General features: G+C 52.1%; 15 protein-coding genes. 10 read left to right on the top strand and 5 right to left on the bottom strand.

From position 1 onward, the window contains the following. Positions 1-55: 55 nt before the first annotated feature. Genes rfbC through ACZ1HF_RS09840 form a run of 7 tightly spaced genes read left to right on the top strand, consistent with a single transcriptional unit; the run spans position 56 to position 6,005 of the window. A complete protein-coding gene (gene rfbC / locus ACZ1HF_RS09870) occupies positions 56-619 on the top strand; it encodes a dTDP-4-dehydrorhamnose 3,5-epimerase (RefSeq protein WP_472657329.1) in 564 nt (187 codons plus the stop codon). A 3-nt stretch (positions 620-622) separates the two neighbouring features. Beyond that, a complete protein-coding gene (rfbB, locus tag ACZ1HF_RS09865; RefSeq protein WP_472657328.1) occupies positions 623-1,663 on the top strand; it encodes a dTDP-glucose 4,6-dehydratase in 1,041 nt (346 codons plus the stop codon). After that, the gene (gene rfbD / locus ACZ1HF_RS09860; protein WP_472657327.1) at positions 1,660-2,505 is read left to right on the top strand and encodes a dTDP-4-dehydrorhamnose reductase; all 846 of its coding nucleotides are present in this window, start codon (positions 1,660-1,662) and stop codon (positions 2,503-2,505) included. The genes rfbB and rfbD overlap by 4 nt, the downstream gene beginning before the upstream one ends. A gap of 1 nt (position 2,506) precedes the next feature. Further along, the gene (rfbA, locus tag ACZ1HF_RS09855; protein WP_472657326.1) at positions 2,507-3,379 is read left to right on the top strand and encodes a glucose-1-phosphate thymidylyltransferase RfbA; all 873 of its coding nucleotides are present in this window, start codon (positions 2,507-2,509) and stop codon (positions 3,377-3,379) included. A 10-nt stretch (positions 3,380-3,389) separates the two neighbouring features. Beyond that, positions 3,390-4,793, top strand: a complete 1,404-nt coding sequence (gene uxaC, locus ACZ1HF_RS09850) for a glucuronate isomerase (RefSeq protein ID WP_472657325.1) — start codon at positions 3,390-3,392, stop codon at positions 4,791-4,793. Between the two features lie 18 nt (positions 4,794-4,811). Then, positions 4,812-5,648: an amidohydrolase family protein gene (locus ACZ1HF_RS09845; RefSeq protein ID WP_472657324.1), complete on the top strand. Its 837-nt coding sequence runs from the start codon at positions 4,812-4,814 to the stop codon at positions 5,646-5,648. 27 nt (positions 5,649-5,675) lie between these two features. Further along, entirely contained in the window at positions 5,676-6,005 is a 330-nt protein-coding gene (locus tag ACZ1HF_RS09840) for an L-rhamnose mutarotase (protein ID WP_472657323.1), read from the top strand. Positions 6,006-6,020: 15 nt separating this feature from the next. Here the strand turns inward: ACZ1HF_RS09840 and ACZ1HF_RS09835 are convergent, their stop codons facing one another. From ACZ1HF_RS09835 to secA, 3 genes are all read right to left on the bottom strand, one after another. Beyond that, complete coding sequence (locus ACZ1HF_RS09835; protein ID WP_472657322.1) at positions 6,021-7,571, bottom strand: phosphate ABC transporter substrate-binding/OmpA family protein; 1,551 nt, start codon at positions 7,569-7,571, stop codon at positions 6,021-6,023. 13 nt (positions 7,572-7,584) lie between these two features. Beyond that, complete coding sequence (locus tag ACZ1HF_RS09830; RefSeq protein ID WP_472657321.1) at positions 7,585-8,433, bottom strand: hypothetical protein; 849 nt, start codon at positions 8,431-8,433, stop codon at positions 7,585-7,587. Between the two features lie 106 nt (positions 8,434-8,539). Next, positions 8,540-11,239: a preprotein translocase subunit SecA gene (secA, locus tag ACZ1HF_RS09825; protein ID WP_472657320.1), complete on the bottom strand. Its 2,700-nt coding sequence runs from the start codon at positions 11,237-11,239 to the stop codon at positions 8,540-8,542. Between the two features lie 178 nt (positions 11,240-11,417). Here secA and ACZ1HF_RS09820 point away from each other — a divergent pair, with 178 nt between their 5' ends. From ACZ1HF_RS09820 to ACZ1HF_RS09810, 3 genes are all read left to right on the top strand, one after another. Continuing rightward, the gene (locus ACZ1HF_RS09820) at positions 11,418-12,257 is read left to right on the top strand and encodes a peptidylprolyl isomerase (RefSeq protein ID WP_472657319.1); all 840 of its coding nucleotides are present in this window, start codon (positions 11,418-11,420) and stop codon (positions 12,255-12,257) included. A 73-nt stretch (positions 12,258-12,330) separates the two neighbouring features. Beyond that, a complete protein-coding gene (argJ, locus tag ACZ1HF_RS09815; RefSeq protein ID WP_472657318.1) occupies positions 12,331-13,512 on the top strand; it encodes a bifunctional glutamate N-acetyltransferase/amino-acid acetyltransferase ArgJ in 1,182 nt (393 codons plus the stop codon). Continuing rightward, on the top strand, positions 13,509-13,907 hold the full coding sequence (locus ACZ1HF_RS09810; protein WP_472657317.1) for a (deoxy)nucleoside triphosphate pyrophosphohydrolase: 399 nt from the start codon (positions 13,509-13,511) through the stop codon (positions 13,905-13,907). The genes argJ and ACZ1HF_RS09810 overlap by 4 nt, the downstream gene beginning before the upstream one ends. Positions 13,908-14,227: 320 nt before the next feature. Here ACZ1HF_RS09810 and hemH read toward each other — a convergent pair whose 3' ends face one another. Both hemH and ACZ1HF_RS09800 read right to left on the bottom strand, forming a co-directional pair. Further along, complete coding sequence (gene hemH, locus ACZ1HF_RS09805) at positions 14,228-15,283, bottom strand: ferrochelatase (protein WP_472659023.1); 1,056 nt, start codon at positions 15,281-15,283, stop codon at positions 14,228-14,230. 7 nt (positions 15,284-15,290) lie between these two features. Then, entirely contained in the window at positions 15,291-16,154 is an 864-nt protein-coding gene (locus ACZ1HF_RS09800) for a methyltransferase domain-containing protein (RefSeq protein ID WP_472657316.1), read from the bottom strand. Positions 16,155-16,186 lie beyond the last annotated feature (32 nt).

Below are 16,186 nucleotides of genomic sequence, written 5' to 3'. Positions count from 1 at the left end.
TTGCTGACTTTCTCTGTTAAGTGCGGTCAGTGACTTTCAGTTTCTGGTGAATACATTGGACGTTAAACCTACTGCTTTGCCTGACGTGCTCGTTCTTCATCCAAGGCGATTTGAAGATGCCCGTGGGTTCTTTTCAGAAACCTGGAACAGGCAGGCCCTGAGTGCGCACGGTATCGAGATGGATTTCGTGCAGGATAATCATTCTTTGTCTGTTCCCAAAGGAACAGTACGTGGATTGCACTACCAGGCACCGCCGCATGCGCAGGACAAGCTCGTGCGCGTGGCCCGTGGGGCTGTTCTTGACGTGGCCGTGGATATTCGCAAAGGCTCCCCAACCTATGGCCAATGGTTGGGGGAGATGTTGTCGGCTGAGAACGGGCTGCAACTGCTCATACCCAAAGGGTTTCTGCACGGTTTCATCACACTGGAGCCGAATACAGAAGTCCTATACAAATGTACCGACGTTTATGCCCCTGATTGCGATGGGGGTGTTCATTTTGCGGATCCTGACCTTGGAATTGACTGGGGGATTGCTGTCGAAAAGGCGGTTCTGTCCGACAAGGATGCCAAGGCACAAGGCTTTGTCGATTTCGAAACTCCGTTCACCTACGAAGGGTAAAAAATGAAACTTCTGGTTACAGGTGGGGCCGGATTTATCGGTTCAGCCGTGGTCCGGCAGGCCATTGCGCAGGGGCTGGAGGTTGTGAACCTTGACGCTTTGACTTACGCCGCCTGCCTTGCCAATGTAGATAGCGTGGCGCAAAATCCGCGCTATAGGTTTGAGCAAGCAGATATCCGCGATCCGGCAGCGCTGAGACGTGTCTTTGACATCCACGCGCCTGATGCGGTGATGCACCTTGCCGCTGAAAGCCACGTCGATCGATCTATTGACGGTCCGGGCGCGTTTATCGAGACGAATGTGACCGGCACTTACAATCTTCTGCAAGCCGCACGTGATTATTGGACGGCCAAGGGCAAGCCAGAGAGTTTTCGCTTTCACCATGTCTCAACCGATGAGGTCTATGGCTCGCTCGGGCCCACTGGGATGTTCACAGAGGATACGCCCTATGCGCCTAATTCTCCGTATTCTGCGTCAAAGGCGGCATCGGACCATCTGGTGCGGGCTTGGGCCGAGACTTATGGCCTGCCAATTCTGCTTACGAATTGTTCGAACAATTACGGCCCGTTCCATTTCCCGGAAAAACTTATCCCTGTTGTTATTCTGAACTCTTTGCATGGCAAACCAATCCCGGTTTATGGGCAAGGCGAGAATATCCGCGACTGGTTGTTTGTGGAAGATCACGCCAATGCGTTGCTAACGGTTCTGGATAAGGGTCGGGTCGGACGCACCTACAATATCGGCGGCGAGAACGAAGCGCGGAATATCGATCTGGTCCATATGATCTGCGATATCCTTGATCGTGAGAAGCCCGACAAAACGAGCTATCGCAATTTGATTTCATTTGTCACAGACCGACCGGGTCATGATCTGCGCTATGCTATTGATCCGACCCGTATCCGTGAAGAACTCGGCTGGCGCCCGTCTGTGACGTTGGAGCAAGGGCTGGAACGCACCGTTGCATGGTATCTGGCTAATGAAAGTTGGTGGCAGGCTTTGCTGAACCGCGACGGTGTGGGCATGCGTTTGGGTCAGGCCGGATGAAGGTACTGGTTTTTGGAAGATCCGGTCAGGTCGCCAATGAGCTTGCGCGGCTTGATGGCGTCATTGCATTGGGACGCGGTCAAGTTGACCTTTGCAATCCGAACGCTGCGCGTGCGGCGATTGAGGATCAGCGCCCCGATGCCATCATCAATGCCGCAGCATATACGGCTGTTGATCAGGCCGAGCGGGACGAAGACGCCGCGCATCTTTTGAACGTAAGGGCGCCAGCCAAGATGGCACAGGCGGCTGCAGAATTCGCGATACCTTTCGTCCATATCTCAACCGACTATGTGTTTGACGGCAGTGGCCGCGCCCCATGGAAGCCCACAGATAAAATAGCGCCACTTGGGACTTATGGCCGAACCAAAGCGGCCGGTGAAGATGCCGTGCGCAACGCTGGTGGAGCCTATGCGATTCTGAGGACCTCCTGGGTGTTTTCCGCCCATGGTGCGAATTTTGTGAAAACAATGCTGCGGTTGGGGGCTGAGCGGGATGAGCTGAATATTGTCTCGGACCAGATCGGCGGACCGACCCCGGCAGCTGATATCGCTGATGCCTGTATGCGGACTGTAAAGCAGTTAGGGGATGGCGCACAGTCCGGAACCTACCATTTTGCAGGTGCGCCTGATGTCAGTTGGGCAGATTTTGCCCGGACCATTTTTGAGTTGGCAGGTATAAGTTGTATCGTAAACGATATTCCAACAAGCGCCTATCCGACCCCAGCGCAACGCCCGCTGAATTCACGCCTTGATTGTAGTGATACAATAGCCCTTCTGGGGATTGATCGTCCAGACTGGCATGAGGGGCTGAAAACTGTTTTGAATGACCTCGGAGACCACTGACATGAGCAAACGCAAAGGCATCATTCTGGCGGGGGGATCAGGTACGCGACTTTACCCGATCACGCAAGGTGTCTCCAAACAGTTGATGCCGGTTTATGACAAGCCGATGGTTTACTATCCACTCAGCATCCTGATGTTGGCTGGTATTCGTGACATAGCCATCATCACGACCCCTGATGATAGCCAGCAGTTCCAGCGCCTGATGGGGGACGGATCGCAGTGGGGTGTCTCACTGACCTATATAACCCAACCCAGCCCGGACGGCTTGGCGCAGGCGTATCTGTTGTGTGAAAAGTTCATGGACGGTGCCACCAGCGCAATGGTTTTGGGCGACAACATTTTCTTCGGTCACGGCTTGCCGGAAATGCTGCAGGGTGCGGATGCACGGCAAACGGGCGGGACAGTTTTTGGCTATCGTGTTACCGATCCGGAACGATATGGCGTCGTGGCAATGGATGAAGATGAAAAGGTCACTGCCATTGTGGAGAAGCCCGAAGTTCCGCCATCCAACTATGCTGTAACGGGGCTCTATTTTCTGGATGGAACGGCTGCTGAGCGGGCGAAAAGTATCAGGCCATCCGCTCGGGGCGAACTAGAAATCACCAGTCTTTTAGAGACATATTTGCAGGACGGCACTTTGGATGTGAAACGCATGGGGCGTGGCTTTGCGTGGCTGGACACAGGAACGCATGGCAGCTTGTTGGATGCTGGGAACTTTGTGCGGACTCTGCAATCGCGGCAAGGCATGCAGACCGGTTGCCCAGAAGAGATTGCGTTTGATGCAGGCTGGATCTCGGCAGAGCAATTAAGTGAGCGGGCGGATTTTTATGGAAAATCCGGCTACGGGGAATATCTGCGATCTTTACTGAGCTAAGGGGCGGGCGATGCTATTGCATGAGGATCGGCTATTTCCCGCAGACCCTGTTACGCGCAACATTGCTCGAACGCTATATGATCAGATAAAGCATCTGCCCCTGATCTGCCCGCATGGGCACACGGACCCTGTGTGGTTCGCTCAGAATACACCGTTTCAGGATGCGACTGAACTACTCTTGAAGCCAGATCACTACGTTCTGCGCATGCTTGTTTCGCAAGGTGTTACGCTGGACCAGCTTGGCTTGCCGCGTAGCGATGGCGGCCTCTCAGAGACCGATAATCGCAAGATATGGCATATCTTCGCACAGCATTATGATGCCTTTCTCGGCACACCATCTCGGTTATGGCTTGATCATACTTTTCAGAATTTGTTTCAGTTGGAACTGCCGCTCTCTTCGCAAACAGCTGATCGATATTTTGATACTATCACAGAGGTATTGCAAACGGATGCTTATCGCCCCCGCGCTTTATATGACCGCTTTGGAATTGAGATAATTGCAACCACTGATGCGGCCACAGATACGTTGACGCATCACAAGGCCATTATGGACAGTGCTTGGCCTGGTCGTGTTCTTCCGACCTATCGCCCTGACGCGATAACTGACCCGGATTATGACGGGTTTTCCAGGAATCTGCATAGCTTGGCTGAGCTTACTGGCGAAGATACACTTACTTGGTCCGGGTATCTTGCCGCTCATCGGGCACGTCGGGCTGTATTCATCCAGCATGGGGCGACAGCCACGGATCACAGCCATCCGACCGCTGCGACGGCTAATTTGTCTGAAGGTGAGTGTCAGGCCCTTTTTGCCCGGATCATATCCGGTGAGCCAACCCCGCAGGAAAAGGAGTTGTTCCGCGCACAAATGCTGACGGAAATAGCTGGTATGAGCGTCGAGGATGGGCTGGTTATGCAGCTTCATACGGGTGTTTTTCGTAACTATGATACTGGTATTTTCCAAACCTTTGGTCGTGACAAAGGGTTTGATCTGCCCGTGAAAGCAGAGTTTGTACAAAACTTGCGCCCGCTTCTCAATCGCTTTGGTCATGATCCGCGTCTGACATTGGTGTTGTTCACGCTGGACGAAAGCACCTACTCTAACGAGCTTGCACCATTGGCCGGAGTTTATCCATGTCTGCGTCTTGGCCCCGCATGGTGGTTCTTTGACAGCGCTGCTGGAATGATGCGTCATCGTGAGTTGACGATTGAGACAATTGGTTTTCGAAATACTGCGGGATTTAACGACGATACACGTGCTTTGCCTTCGATCCCGGCCCGTCATGATGTTGCGCGCCGGGTCGATTGTGCCTATCTGGCGCGCTTAGTGGCTGAACATCACTTGACTGTGGATCAGGCGGTCACGCTTGCCCATGAGCTGACAAATGGTCTTGTTCGCAAGACTTACAATCTTTGAAGAATGGAACCTGCTTTCATGATTATTGATGCGCATCAACATTTCTGGAAGCTATCTCGGGGCGATTATGACTGGCCCAATGACTCTGTGGCGCCGATCTTTCGAGACTTTCAGCCTGATGATCTGATGCCACAGCTACAGTCCTGCGATGTGTCAAAGACCGTGCTGGTACAGGCTACGGATACTATGGCGGAAACCGAATATCTGCTGGCTCTTGCTGAGCATTACGATTTCATAGCCGGTGTCGTGGGGTGGGTCGACCTTGTGGCTGCAGATGCTATTGAGACGATTGAGCAGTTTCGAAAGAATCCCGCCCTCAAGGGCTTGCGGCCAATGTTACAGAATATCGATGATACCGATTGGATCATAAAGCCCGAAGTTATGACGGCCCTTGATCATATGCAGCAGGTTGGGTTGCGCTTTGATGCGCTTATCCAGCCGCGACATTTGCCAGTGGTTGCATCTGTCGCGCAAGCTATGCCTGACCTTGGAATTGTAATAGATCACATCGCCAAGCCTGCTATGGGGGATGGGCTGATCCCAGATCAGGCATGGGAAAAAGATATGAAAGCCATCGCAAAGCTACCAAATGTATTTTGTAAATTATCCGGTATGGTGACTGAGATCGGACCTGATTGGGACGTTTCGCATCTTCAGCCCTTCAAGAACCTTATCATAGAAAGCTTTGGCCCTGACCGCGTTATGTGGGGCAGCGATTGGCCTGTGGTTGAACTGGCCGCATCCTACCAAGACTGGTTCGCAACAGCAAAGGACATGACACGCAACCTAACGTCAGAGGCGCGGGCGGCGATCTTTGGCGAAACAGCACAGCGGTTTTATGGGTTGGATGTCTAAGCCAACCTCAATGATGGAGAATATATAATGCAACGGATGGGAATGGTCATTGCCCTCAAACCCGAGCAAATACCCAGCTATAAAGAATTGCATGCCAATGTATGGCCCGAAGTTCTGGCACGTATTTCCAAATGCAATATCAAGAACTACTCGATCTTTCTGAGAGAGCCGGAAAATCTGTTATTTGGATACTGGGAATACCATGGCGCCGATTTCGACGCAGATGCCAAACTGATGGCAGATGATCCAAAAACACAGGAATGGTGGGCGGTTTGCGGACCCAAGCAGGATCCGCTTGATAGTCGGGCTGATGGTGAGTGGTGGGCGATAATGGAAGAAGTGTTCCACTTGGACTAAAATTTTTTGCCGTGCCTATTTGATCCAAACCTCAACACGGCGGTTGATGGCACGTCCCCATTCCGTATCGTCACACGCCATCGGAAGCGCTTCACCGAACGCTTCGACACGTAACTGGACGTCGGAAAACCCGACTGTGGCTGCGTCCTGCACTTCGCTCATCACGTTCTTTGCGCGCTCTGCCGATAGTTTCAGGTTCGCTACCGGGTCTCCATCTCCGTCACTGAAGCCAACAAATGTAAGTTCTTTACCATCGAAGGCCTGAGTTTCTAAAGCAAGCGCAAGGCGGGCGATGTTTTCACGGGATTGGGCATCCAATTCCCGTGATCCACCTTTAAAACGGAACGTGGTCGATAGCCGGTCACGATCGCGCAGCACATTGACAAGGCGCTGAAGTTGGCTCAGCGGCACTTCCTCCCCCGCACGGGAAATGGCATAGGCAAGCCTGTCCCCTTGACTGTTGAAATCTGACGACGTGATTGACTGATCCACAAAGCCCGCGCGGCGTATGACAAGATCAGCAGATGGGGATTCAGTGAACGCCAGAAACTCCCGCGCCATCAGTGGTAGACGACGGGCAGGGGTATAGAACATCAAAGGCAGGGTCAGTGGATAATCTTCGCTGCGCAGCGCAGTCAGGTTTGGAGCCTGCTTGAATCCGCAACTGCCCGAGATGCTGAGCGCCTTGGCATTGCCCACTTGTGTTAGCGTCGTCAGTCCGAGAGCGATATTGTCATTGGCAACTGTGTCCGCCAATTCCTCTGGCACTGCATGGAGCATGGATTGATCCGTGAAACCAACGCCTTGTGGGGCCAGAACCTTATCTTCGAACGCTTCAAAAACCCCGGTTTCTTGTAATGGGCTATGCAGCTCTATCGGAAAATCCACCCCGTTCAATTCCGACCATCTGGATAACTCGCCCGAGAAAACCTGAGCCAACTGTTCCAATGACAGGCTTTCCAACGGTTGCCCGCTTGACGTAATCGCAACGATCCCGTCCAGAGCGACCACCCGGGTCCGACGACCTTTTGTAAGATTAGACACACCATTGGTACGCGCCCTTTCCAGCTCTTCTTCCCGCGGTTCACGCAACACAAGTGCAATATCAGCCTCGTTATCGATCAGATCGGCAAAGCCTTGGGATGTCGTTGTGGTGCGCAACGTGAACCGCGCACGTACCTTTTCTGCATCGCTTAGCACGAAAGTCGATAATGTATCGCTTTGCACCTCGCGCAGAAGGCGCAGGTTTTTACGATCAGCAAATGCCTGAATAAGAGCCGGGACCAGTACGTCTGCCATCTGGCGTGTGCCGGAAAAGGTTATTTCGGCCACATAAGAATTCAGATCAGGGCAGCCGGGTCCGTCACAATCAACGCCTTGACCATCAAGGGTCAGCGGGCCGTAGATCGTTTCGACCCGGTAGAACTCCCCGTCATAGCCCAGCAATGTTCCTTCGATCTCGATGGCGCCATCGCGCGACGTCAAGCGCACGTCTTGCGCCAGCGCCAATCCTGTCAACATGCAAAAGAAAAGTGTCGCAACACTCAAGCGCTTGATAATTTTCACTGTTCCTGCCCACTCAGTTCTGGGCGAGTTTCAGGTCTTGCAAGATATTTTTCAACTCAAGAGTTTCCCCAATGCGTTCGCATCCCGGCGCGGCCAACCTGAGATCGTATTCCGATAGGGGCTGGCCGGGTATCGCTTGCCTGACGCGCGCACGTCCGTCAATGCTGCAATTGCGTTGTGTTATATGGGTTTTAAGGTTCAAACGAACCACACGACTGGTCGCGTCGCTGTTGAATTGATGCGAATAGATTTGAACGATGCGCGGCGATCCGGCTGCCGGATCGCCTAAACGGTATACCTCGCCATCACCTGATGCGTCCAAAATGGCTGCATCCGGGCCGTCCCATTGTACGGCAATACGCGCATATTGATCAAAATCGCGCGCACGCATTGAGGCTTCATGCCGTTCTTGATCTTCAAAAATGATCTCAAAATCAGCTATTTCGGCCAGAGCGGGCAGGGTCATATCCAACTGACCTGTCATGGAAAGCCGCGCGATGAACGACAGGCCTGCATGATGAATTGTAACGGTTTCAGATCGTCGACACGGGGCCATTACGGTGACAGATACCATAGCGCCCGGTTGGGCATTAAGCGTAATGTCCTCGTCGCAAGAATATCCGAAAACACTTATATCCGGCTGATCTATCAGCTGTGATATGGGCGGATCGTCCGTGGGTTTTACCAGCGCTGGCATTTGCAAATTGACCTGAACCGAAGGTAATTCCGGCAGAGTTTCCTCAAATTCCGGAGGGGCCAGAATTGGCACTGAAATTGCTGCCGGAAGAGTGTCTGCATGTGCCGCAGGCATCATACATACCGTGAGTGCCGCCATTTTGACGGTCGTTATTATTCTGCTCATCGCCTGCCTTGCCGAGTATTCTCGTTGCAAATCCAGTATTTATCCGAAATGTGGAAAAATTGTGGCACGCTTTCGCGCCAAGCAATTATTCGCCGTGTTCAGAGTGTCAGCTTATCTGACCGTGGCAATGTTTGAATTTCTTGCCAGAGCCACAGGGACATTCCGAATTGCGGCCCGGATTGCCCCAGGTAGAGCTGTCGCTTTCATCAAATCCTTGGCTGGCACTTTCCTCAGTCTCAAGCGCTGTTTTTGACGGTTGGGCCGCGGCTTGCAAGGCGTCTTGCTGTGCCATGAACTCTGCGATCATCTGCTTTTGTTCTTCTTCGCTCAGAGGACGGACTTTTGACAACTTCTCAGTCACATCAGACCGCAGGGAATCCAGCATGCCTTCAAATAGCTGAAAACTTTCGGTTTTATATTCGTTCAACGGGTCGCGCTGGGCATATCCACGGAAATTAATCGTTGCCCGCAGATGTTCCAAAGTCAGCAGATGTTCACGCCACTTGCCGTCGATTGTTTGCAACAGCATCTGCTTTTCGATGTTACGCATAGTGTCAGTACCAAAATCAGCGGCTTTTTTGGCCATGAATTCGTCAGACGCGTCACAAAGCCGCTCGCTGATGTCGCTGTCATCAACGCCTTCTTCCTCGGCCCATTCCATAACCGGCACGTCGATGCCAACTTTCTCAATCGTAGCAACATAAAGACCCTTGGTGTCCCACTGATCTGCATAGGTTTTAGGGGGCATGAATTGGTCCACCAGATCGTCGATAACCTGATGCCGCATATCTTGCGTGATCTCGGAAATATCCTCAGCTTCCATGATTTCGAGCCTCTGACTGAAGATCGCCTTACGCTGATCATTCATCACATCATCAAATTTCAGAAGATGCTTGCGGATATCAAAGTTGCGGCCTTCAACCTTGGCTTGTGCTTTTTCCAGCGATTTGTTGACCCAAGGGTGCACGATAGCCTCGCCCTCTTTCATGCCGAGGGTGCTGAGCACTTTTTCCAGCCGTTCGGAGCCAAAAATCCGCATAAGGTCATCTTCGAGCGAGAGATAGAAAGATGACCGTCCTGGGTCGCCCTGACGGCCAGATCGCCCGCGCAATTGGTTGTCGATACGGCGGCTTTCATGGCGTTCCGTTGCCAGAACATAAAGCCCACCCGCTTCTTTGACTTTTTCCTTCTTTTCGGCAACTTCAGCTTCAATTCTGGCGCGCAAAGTTTCCGGGTCGGCGTCTGGGTTCTCGGCCAGTTCTTGCAAAACATGCATCTCAACATTGCCGCCAAGCTGAATATCGGTGCCGCGACCGGCCATGTTGGTCGCAATCGTAACAGCACCCAATTTGCCGGCATCCGCGATGATCTGTGCTTCCTGTTCGTGCTGTCGCGCATTCAGTACATTATGAGGAATGTTCGCTGCTTTCAGGAGATGCGACAGGGATTCTGATTTTTCGATAGAGGTCGTTCCGACCAGAATTGGTTGCCCTTTTTCATGGGCTTCTTTGATAGACTCAACGATTGCCTGATATTTTTCCTGGGCCGTGCGGTAAATCGCATCGTGCTCATCTATCCGGGCAATTGGGCGGTTCGTGGGGACTTCAACAACGCCAAGGCCGTATATTTCCAAAAACTCCTCAGCTTCTGTTGCGGCTGTCCCGGTCATACCTGCCAGTTTGTTATAAAGGCGGAAATAATTCTGGAAGGTGACAGAAGCCAGCGTGACATTCTCGGGTTGGATGTCGCATCCTTCCTTGGCTTCGATGGCTTGGTGCAGGCCGTCTGACAAGCGGCGCCCCTTCATCATGCGACCCGTGAATTCGTCAACAAGCATCACCTCATTGTTGACGACCATGTAGTCCTTGTCCTTCATATAAACTTTATGCGCCCGCAGCGCTTGGGTTACATGATGGACCAATGTGATGCTTTCCGGCTCGTACAAGGATTGGTCTTCTGGCAGAAGACCCATTGCATGCAGGCGTTGTTCGATGAACTCGTTACCTTCATCTGTGAGCGTCACATTGCGTGTTTTTTCGTCCAGAGTGAAATGCTCGTCCTCAACATCCGGTATCAGTTTATCCACGGTAATATAAAGATCTGAACGATCCTCAGAGGGTCCCGAGATAATCAAAGGTGTCCGGGCTTCATCGATCAGGATCGAGTCGACCTCGTCCACAATCGCATAGAAATGCCCACGCTGCGCCATGTCGTTGAGGCTGGAGCGCATGTTGTCACGCAGATAGTCGAAGCCCAATTCATTGTTGGTCGCATAGGTTATGTCCGCTGCGTAGGCTTTGCGTTTCTCATCATCGGGTTGTTGTGGGTAGACAACGCCTGTTGTCAGACCGAGGGCTGTGTAGACCTTGCTCATCCACTCCGCGTCACGTTTGGCAAGATAGTCGTTGACCGTTACAATATGCACGCCCTTACCGACCAATGCATTCAGGTAGGCTGGGAATGTCGCCACAAGGGTTTTACCCTCACCGGTCTTCATTTCAGAAATGTTGCCCTGATGCAGGAAAATCCCGCCCATCAGCTGCGTATCAAACGCGCGCAGTCCAAGTGCGCGTCGTGCAGCTTCACGGACATTGGCAAAAGCTTCCGGAAGCAATTTGTCGAGGTTTTCGCCCTTTTGGGCGCGCATTGACAGCTGCTCAGTGCGTTCCTTGATCTGATCGTCGCTCAGTTTTTCGAACTCTGGCTCAAGCGCATTGATCTCTTCGACCAGAGGGCGAACAGCCTTTACCTTACGGTCATTTGGCGTTCCGAAGACCTTCTTTGTAATGGTTCCTATACCCAGCATATTTCCGCTCAATCCTTGGCTCAAACAATCGTGTCACGTGTCAGCCTTGCTCTCTCTTGCATCACAACATAGATCAACATGGGAATACACAAGCGTCTCAGACCTCTGGCGATGTAAGGGGCGGCTTGAATAGTGTCAACGGCACGGATAGTCCGTGACCCCCTTGGAGGCAGGTAATATGACCAGATTTTCAACACTTCTTCGTGCAACAGGCTTGGCTGTCACCGTTGCAATGCCAGTGGCAGCACAGGATGCAAGCACAGTTTTGGCGACTGTAAACGGCACTGACATTACGTTGGGGCACGTAATCGCTATGCAGGAACGTCTGCCTGAACAGTATAAAGCGCTCCCCGATGATCAGCTTTATGAAGGTATTATTGACCAGCTTGTGCAGCAAACTGCGCTAAGCCAAGCGATGGAAAAAGATAAGGACCGTGCGATTGAGCTTGCTATGGAAAACGAAGGCCGCGCGTTTCTGGCTGGTGAATTTCTGACACGTGTGGGTGTTGCAGATATAGATCCAAAAGCAATAGAAGAAGCTTATGCAGAGCAATACACCAATGCAGACCCAGAAGAGGAATATAACGCAGCCCATATTCTAGTTGAGAGCGAGGAAGATGCGGTCGCAATCAAGAAAGAATTGGATGGTGGTGCAGATTTCGTAGAACTTGCGAAAGAAAAGTCGACTGGTCCCAGCGGTCCCAGTGGTGGAGATCTGGGCTGGTTTGGCAAAGGTGCTATGGTTCCTGAATTTGAGCAGGCCGTTCTGGCTCTGAAGGATGGAGAGGTTTCTGAACCAGTTCAAACCCAGTTTGGCTGGCATGTTCTCATCCGTAAGGAAACCCGAACCAAGGATGCGCCTCCTTTAGAAGAAGTACGCGACGAGGTTGAGCGTGGGCTTCGCTCGGCGGCGATTGAAAAAGCTATTGAAGATGTCACCAGCTCAGCAGAAGTAATTCAAACAGAAGTTGAGGTTGACCCGGCATTGATCCGGAATAAAGATTTGCTGACTGAATAATCTTCTGCAAAGAGCACTTGAATGGTTACTTCTCCGCCGATCTCCCCCTTGCACCGAAAGGGGGTTCCCCGACTTGCCTGTTATAGCCGGTGTGCAATTCGCCGCGGTTGAAGCGGGTGTGAGATATGCGGGACGTAAAGATGTTGTGCTTGCCAGTATTACTGCTGGGGCATCGGTCGCGGGGGTATTCACGACCTCCGCCACCCGGTCAGCCAATGTCCTTGATTGTCAGCGCAAGTTGCATGCAGCGGAAGACCCGAAGCATGGCTTTGCCTTCCTTGTAAACTCGGGCAATTCCAACGCGTTTACAGGGCGACATGGTGATGCGTCTGTTGAACGGATGTGCCAGGCTGCAGGGGTGGCGCTGGGCATACCGGATGCTCATGTATACACCGCGTCAACTGGTGTTATTGGTGAGCGTCTGCCTGACGAGAAGATCACCGGTGCCATGCAACAGCTTGCCGCTACATTAGCGCCGGACAACATTGGTGATGCGGCCAAGGCCATCATGACGACCGATACCTTTCCTAAAGGAGCATCTGCACAGGTACAGGTTGATGGTACAGCAGTAAATATTGCCGGCATCGCCAAAGGATCGGGCATGATCGCGCCGGATATGGCGACGATGCTTGTCTATATCTTTACTGACGCCAGGATCAGCCAACCAGCGCTTCAGACGCTTGTGACAGACCTGAACAGCAAGACTTTCAATGCAATTACAGTTGATGGCGATACCTCGACGTCTGACACTCTTCTTATAGCTGCGACAGGGGTCGCGGACGTTGATGTCGAGGGCAATGACCAATTCGCCTCTGCGCTGCATGAGGTGATGCTGGATTTGGCGCATCAGGTCGTACGGGATGGTGAAGGTGCCTCGAAATTTGTCGAGCTGCGTGTCACAGGGGCAGCATCGGACAGTGATGCGCGCAAGGTTGCGATGTCTATTGCAAACTCGCCTCTGGTCAAAACGGCGGTTGCAGGAGAAGACCCGAATTGGGGCCGCATCGTGATGGCTGTTGGAAAATCCGGTGCTGTGGCTGACCGTGATAGGTTATCAATCCGGTTCGGCGATATCCTCGTGGCCGAGAATGGCTGGGTGTCCCCTGATTATAAAGAGGCTGATGCAGCCGCATATATGAAAAATCAGGATATCATCATCACAACTGATCTGGGTCTCGGGGCAGGGGTTTCGATCATGTGGACCTGTGATCTGACCCACCGTTATATCGAAATAAATGCGGATTACAGATCTTGAAGACTGTTCTTGTGTCCGCAGTTGCTCTGATCGACAGAGATGGCCGTGTTCTTCTGGCCAAACGTCCGGAAGGCAAATCGATGGCAGGTCTTTGGGAGTTCCCAGGCGGTAAGGTTGAGCCCGGGGAAACTCCGGAAATTGCCCTTATTCGTGAGTTGCAGGAAGAGCTTGGCATTAACACCTGGTCTAGCTGTCTTGCCCCTCTGACGTTCGCCAGCCACAGTTATGATAGCTTCCACTTGCTCATGCCACTTTTTGCCTGCCGTAAATGGGAAGGAGTGCCTCGGGCACAGGAAAAGCAGGTTTTGAAATGGGTGCATCCAAGAGATTTACGCAATTATCCAATGCCACCAGCGGATATTCCATTGATTCCTATCCTGCGTGACTGGTTGTAAAAAGGCGCTTGGTTGACTGAATTGTGCGCATTTCGCCACAATTCCGCCTTATATTCCCCCTTTTCGGCTATTAATTGCTGATAATATAACAGTTGACGAGTACATTTTTGCCAATTTCAGAACGATCTTTGTGGAGGAGGTCATGTTGAGAACAGTCACTGTAGGCAGTTGTGTGTCTATTCAGGGGTTATTTGTGAAAGCCCTGAAAGATGGTCGCATAAGAATTCAAGTCGGCCAGAAGTACTACGAAGGTTTCCCAGTAGAGCAGGTTGCAGCGTAAGATACTTATCGAGCATAGGATCTGGCCTGAGCTCAGCAGGTCAGATCCAACCCTTAAGATTTTCGTCGATAACTTCTGACAGTGCTGCAATATGCGCATCGTCGTCGTTTAGACAGGGGATATAGGTGAACTGTTTCCCGCCAGCTTCTTCAAAACTTTCTTTGATCTCTTCATTGATCTCTTCAAGTGTCTCTATGCAGTCAGCCGAAAAAGCGGGCGCGATCACGGCAATTTTTTTCTTCCCGCCTTCAGCCAGCCGCGCGACTTCTTCAACGGTATAGGGCTGCAACCATTCTTCCGGGCCAAAGCGGGACTGGAAGGTGGTAACAATATCACTGTCATCCCACCCCAGCCGTTCTTTTAACAGGCGTGATGTCTTCTGACACTGACAATGATACGGATCACCTTCCATTAGATAGCGCTTTGGCACGCCATGGTAAGAACAGACCAACACATCGGGTCGGTCCGTAATGTTTGCATAAGCATCCTCAACCGATTTGGCGAGCGCGTCGATATACGCGGGATGCTCAAAATATGCAGGCACAGTTCGTACTGACGGCTGCCATTTTTCCTGCATCAACGCCCGGAAAAGTTGATCGTTTGCCGTGGCTGAGGTTGCACCAGCATATTGAGGATACAGCGGAAAGAAGACGATCTTGTCGCAACCGCGCTCAACCATCTGACGCACTTTGGATTTGGTCGATGGGTTGCCATAGCGCATACAGAAATCAACTTCGACCTGATCGCCGTATTTGGCTTTCATTGTTTCGGTGATTTTTGCCGTCTGATCTTTTGTGATGGTCAATAAAGGGCTCTCGCCCTTGTCATGATTCCAGATGCTTTTGTAAGCCGCGCCGCTGGAAAAAGGGCGTTTGGTCAGAATGATCAGTTGTAGAAGCGGTTGCCAGATGAAGGGGCTGTAATCCACGACACGTTTGTCAGACAAAAACTCGCCCAGATACCGACGCATGGGCCAGTACGTGTAATCATCAGGCGTGCCAAGATTGGCCAGCAAAATGCCGATTTTACCAAATTTCACCTTTGGATGGTCTGTCGGGGCATGGGGTAGAGGTGTGCTGGACATCATGTTCATCATATTCATTTTAGTCGCCCCTTTCACGGGAATTCGTCTGTGTAACCGGTTTTGCGTCTTCGCCCAACTCTGTTGTGTTCAAAAAATCGGCAAGGCGCTTTTTTGCAGAGCCCGGCTGCAGCGGTTTTTGTTGGCTTGCATCAGGTGCCCAACCCGTGAGGAAAATCAGCTCAAAACTTGCTGGGATGCGCCCATCGTCTGTGCCGTAAACTTCTGAATATATACGTGCTGTCTCGGCGAACAGATTGCGTGGGGAAAAACTTTTCCGCCGCGCAGCCATTGCATTGCTTTCACCCATAGCCCGCAGATCATGCATCAAATGCAAAGCAGTTGCATAATCTGCAGTGCATTTTGTGTTGTCCGCGACTGGTAACGCAAGGCCTGCGCGTTGCAAAAGTGCGCCACTGTCGCGGATTTCAGCCATCGGAGCAATGCGCGGCGACAAACCGCCCGTCAATCGCGTTTCCGCTTCAGCCAAAGCCGTGCGCAACTCTGCTAATGTCTGCCCGCCCAGCATGACAACCAGCAATAACCCATCGGATTTCAAAGCATGGCGGCATTGCACGAGCTGCCCAACGGGATCATTCGCCCAATGCAGGCACATGGCATGTATAATCAGATCGTGGGATGCAGGCTCAAGATCAAGCAGGTCGGCGTCGTCTATCAAAGCCGCATCAGGCACCACATTTTGCCAGAAATCCCGATGCCCACTGATAATCGCTGGTGACGTAAACGCTCTGTTAACGTCCATCAGTCTTTCCTGAACTTCAAATGCCGCTTCGTCATGCAAGAACCATACCGGCCCGATGCGCTTTGCGCGTGCGCGATGCTGTAGCACCGCAGTGCGATCAAAGAGCGGTGGCGGGGATGGCATGATGTCTCCGATGTTCAAAGGTCTCGCAGCTA

It is taken from the genome of Litoreibacter sp. GN1-5 (genome assembly GCF_055693805.1).
The sequence above is the reverse complement of the archived record's forward strand: the minus strand, read 5'-3'. Positions and strand labels throughout refer to the sequence as shown.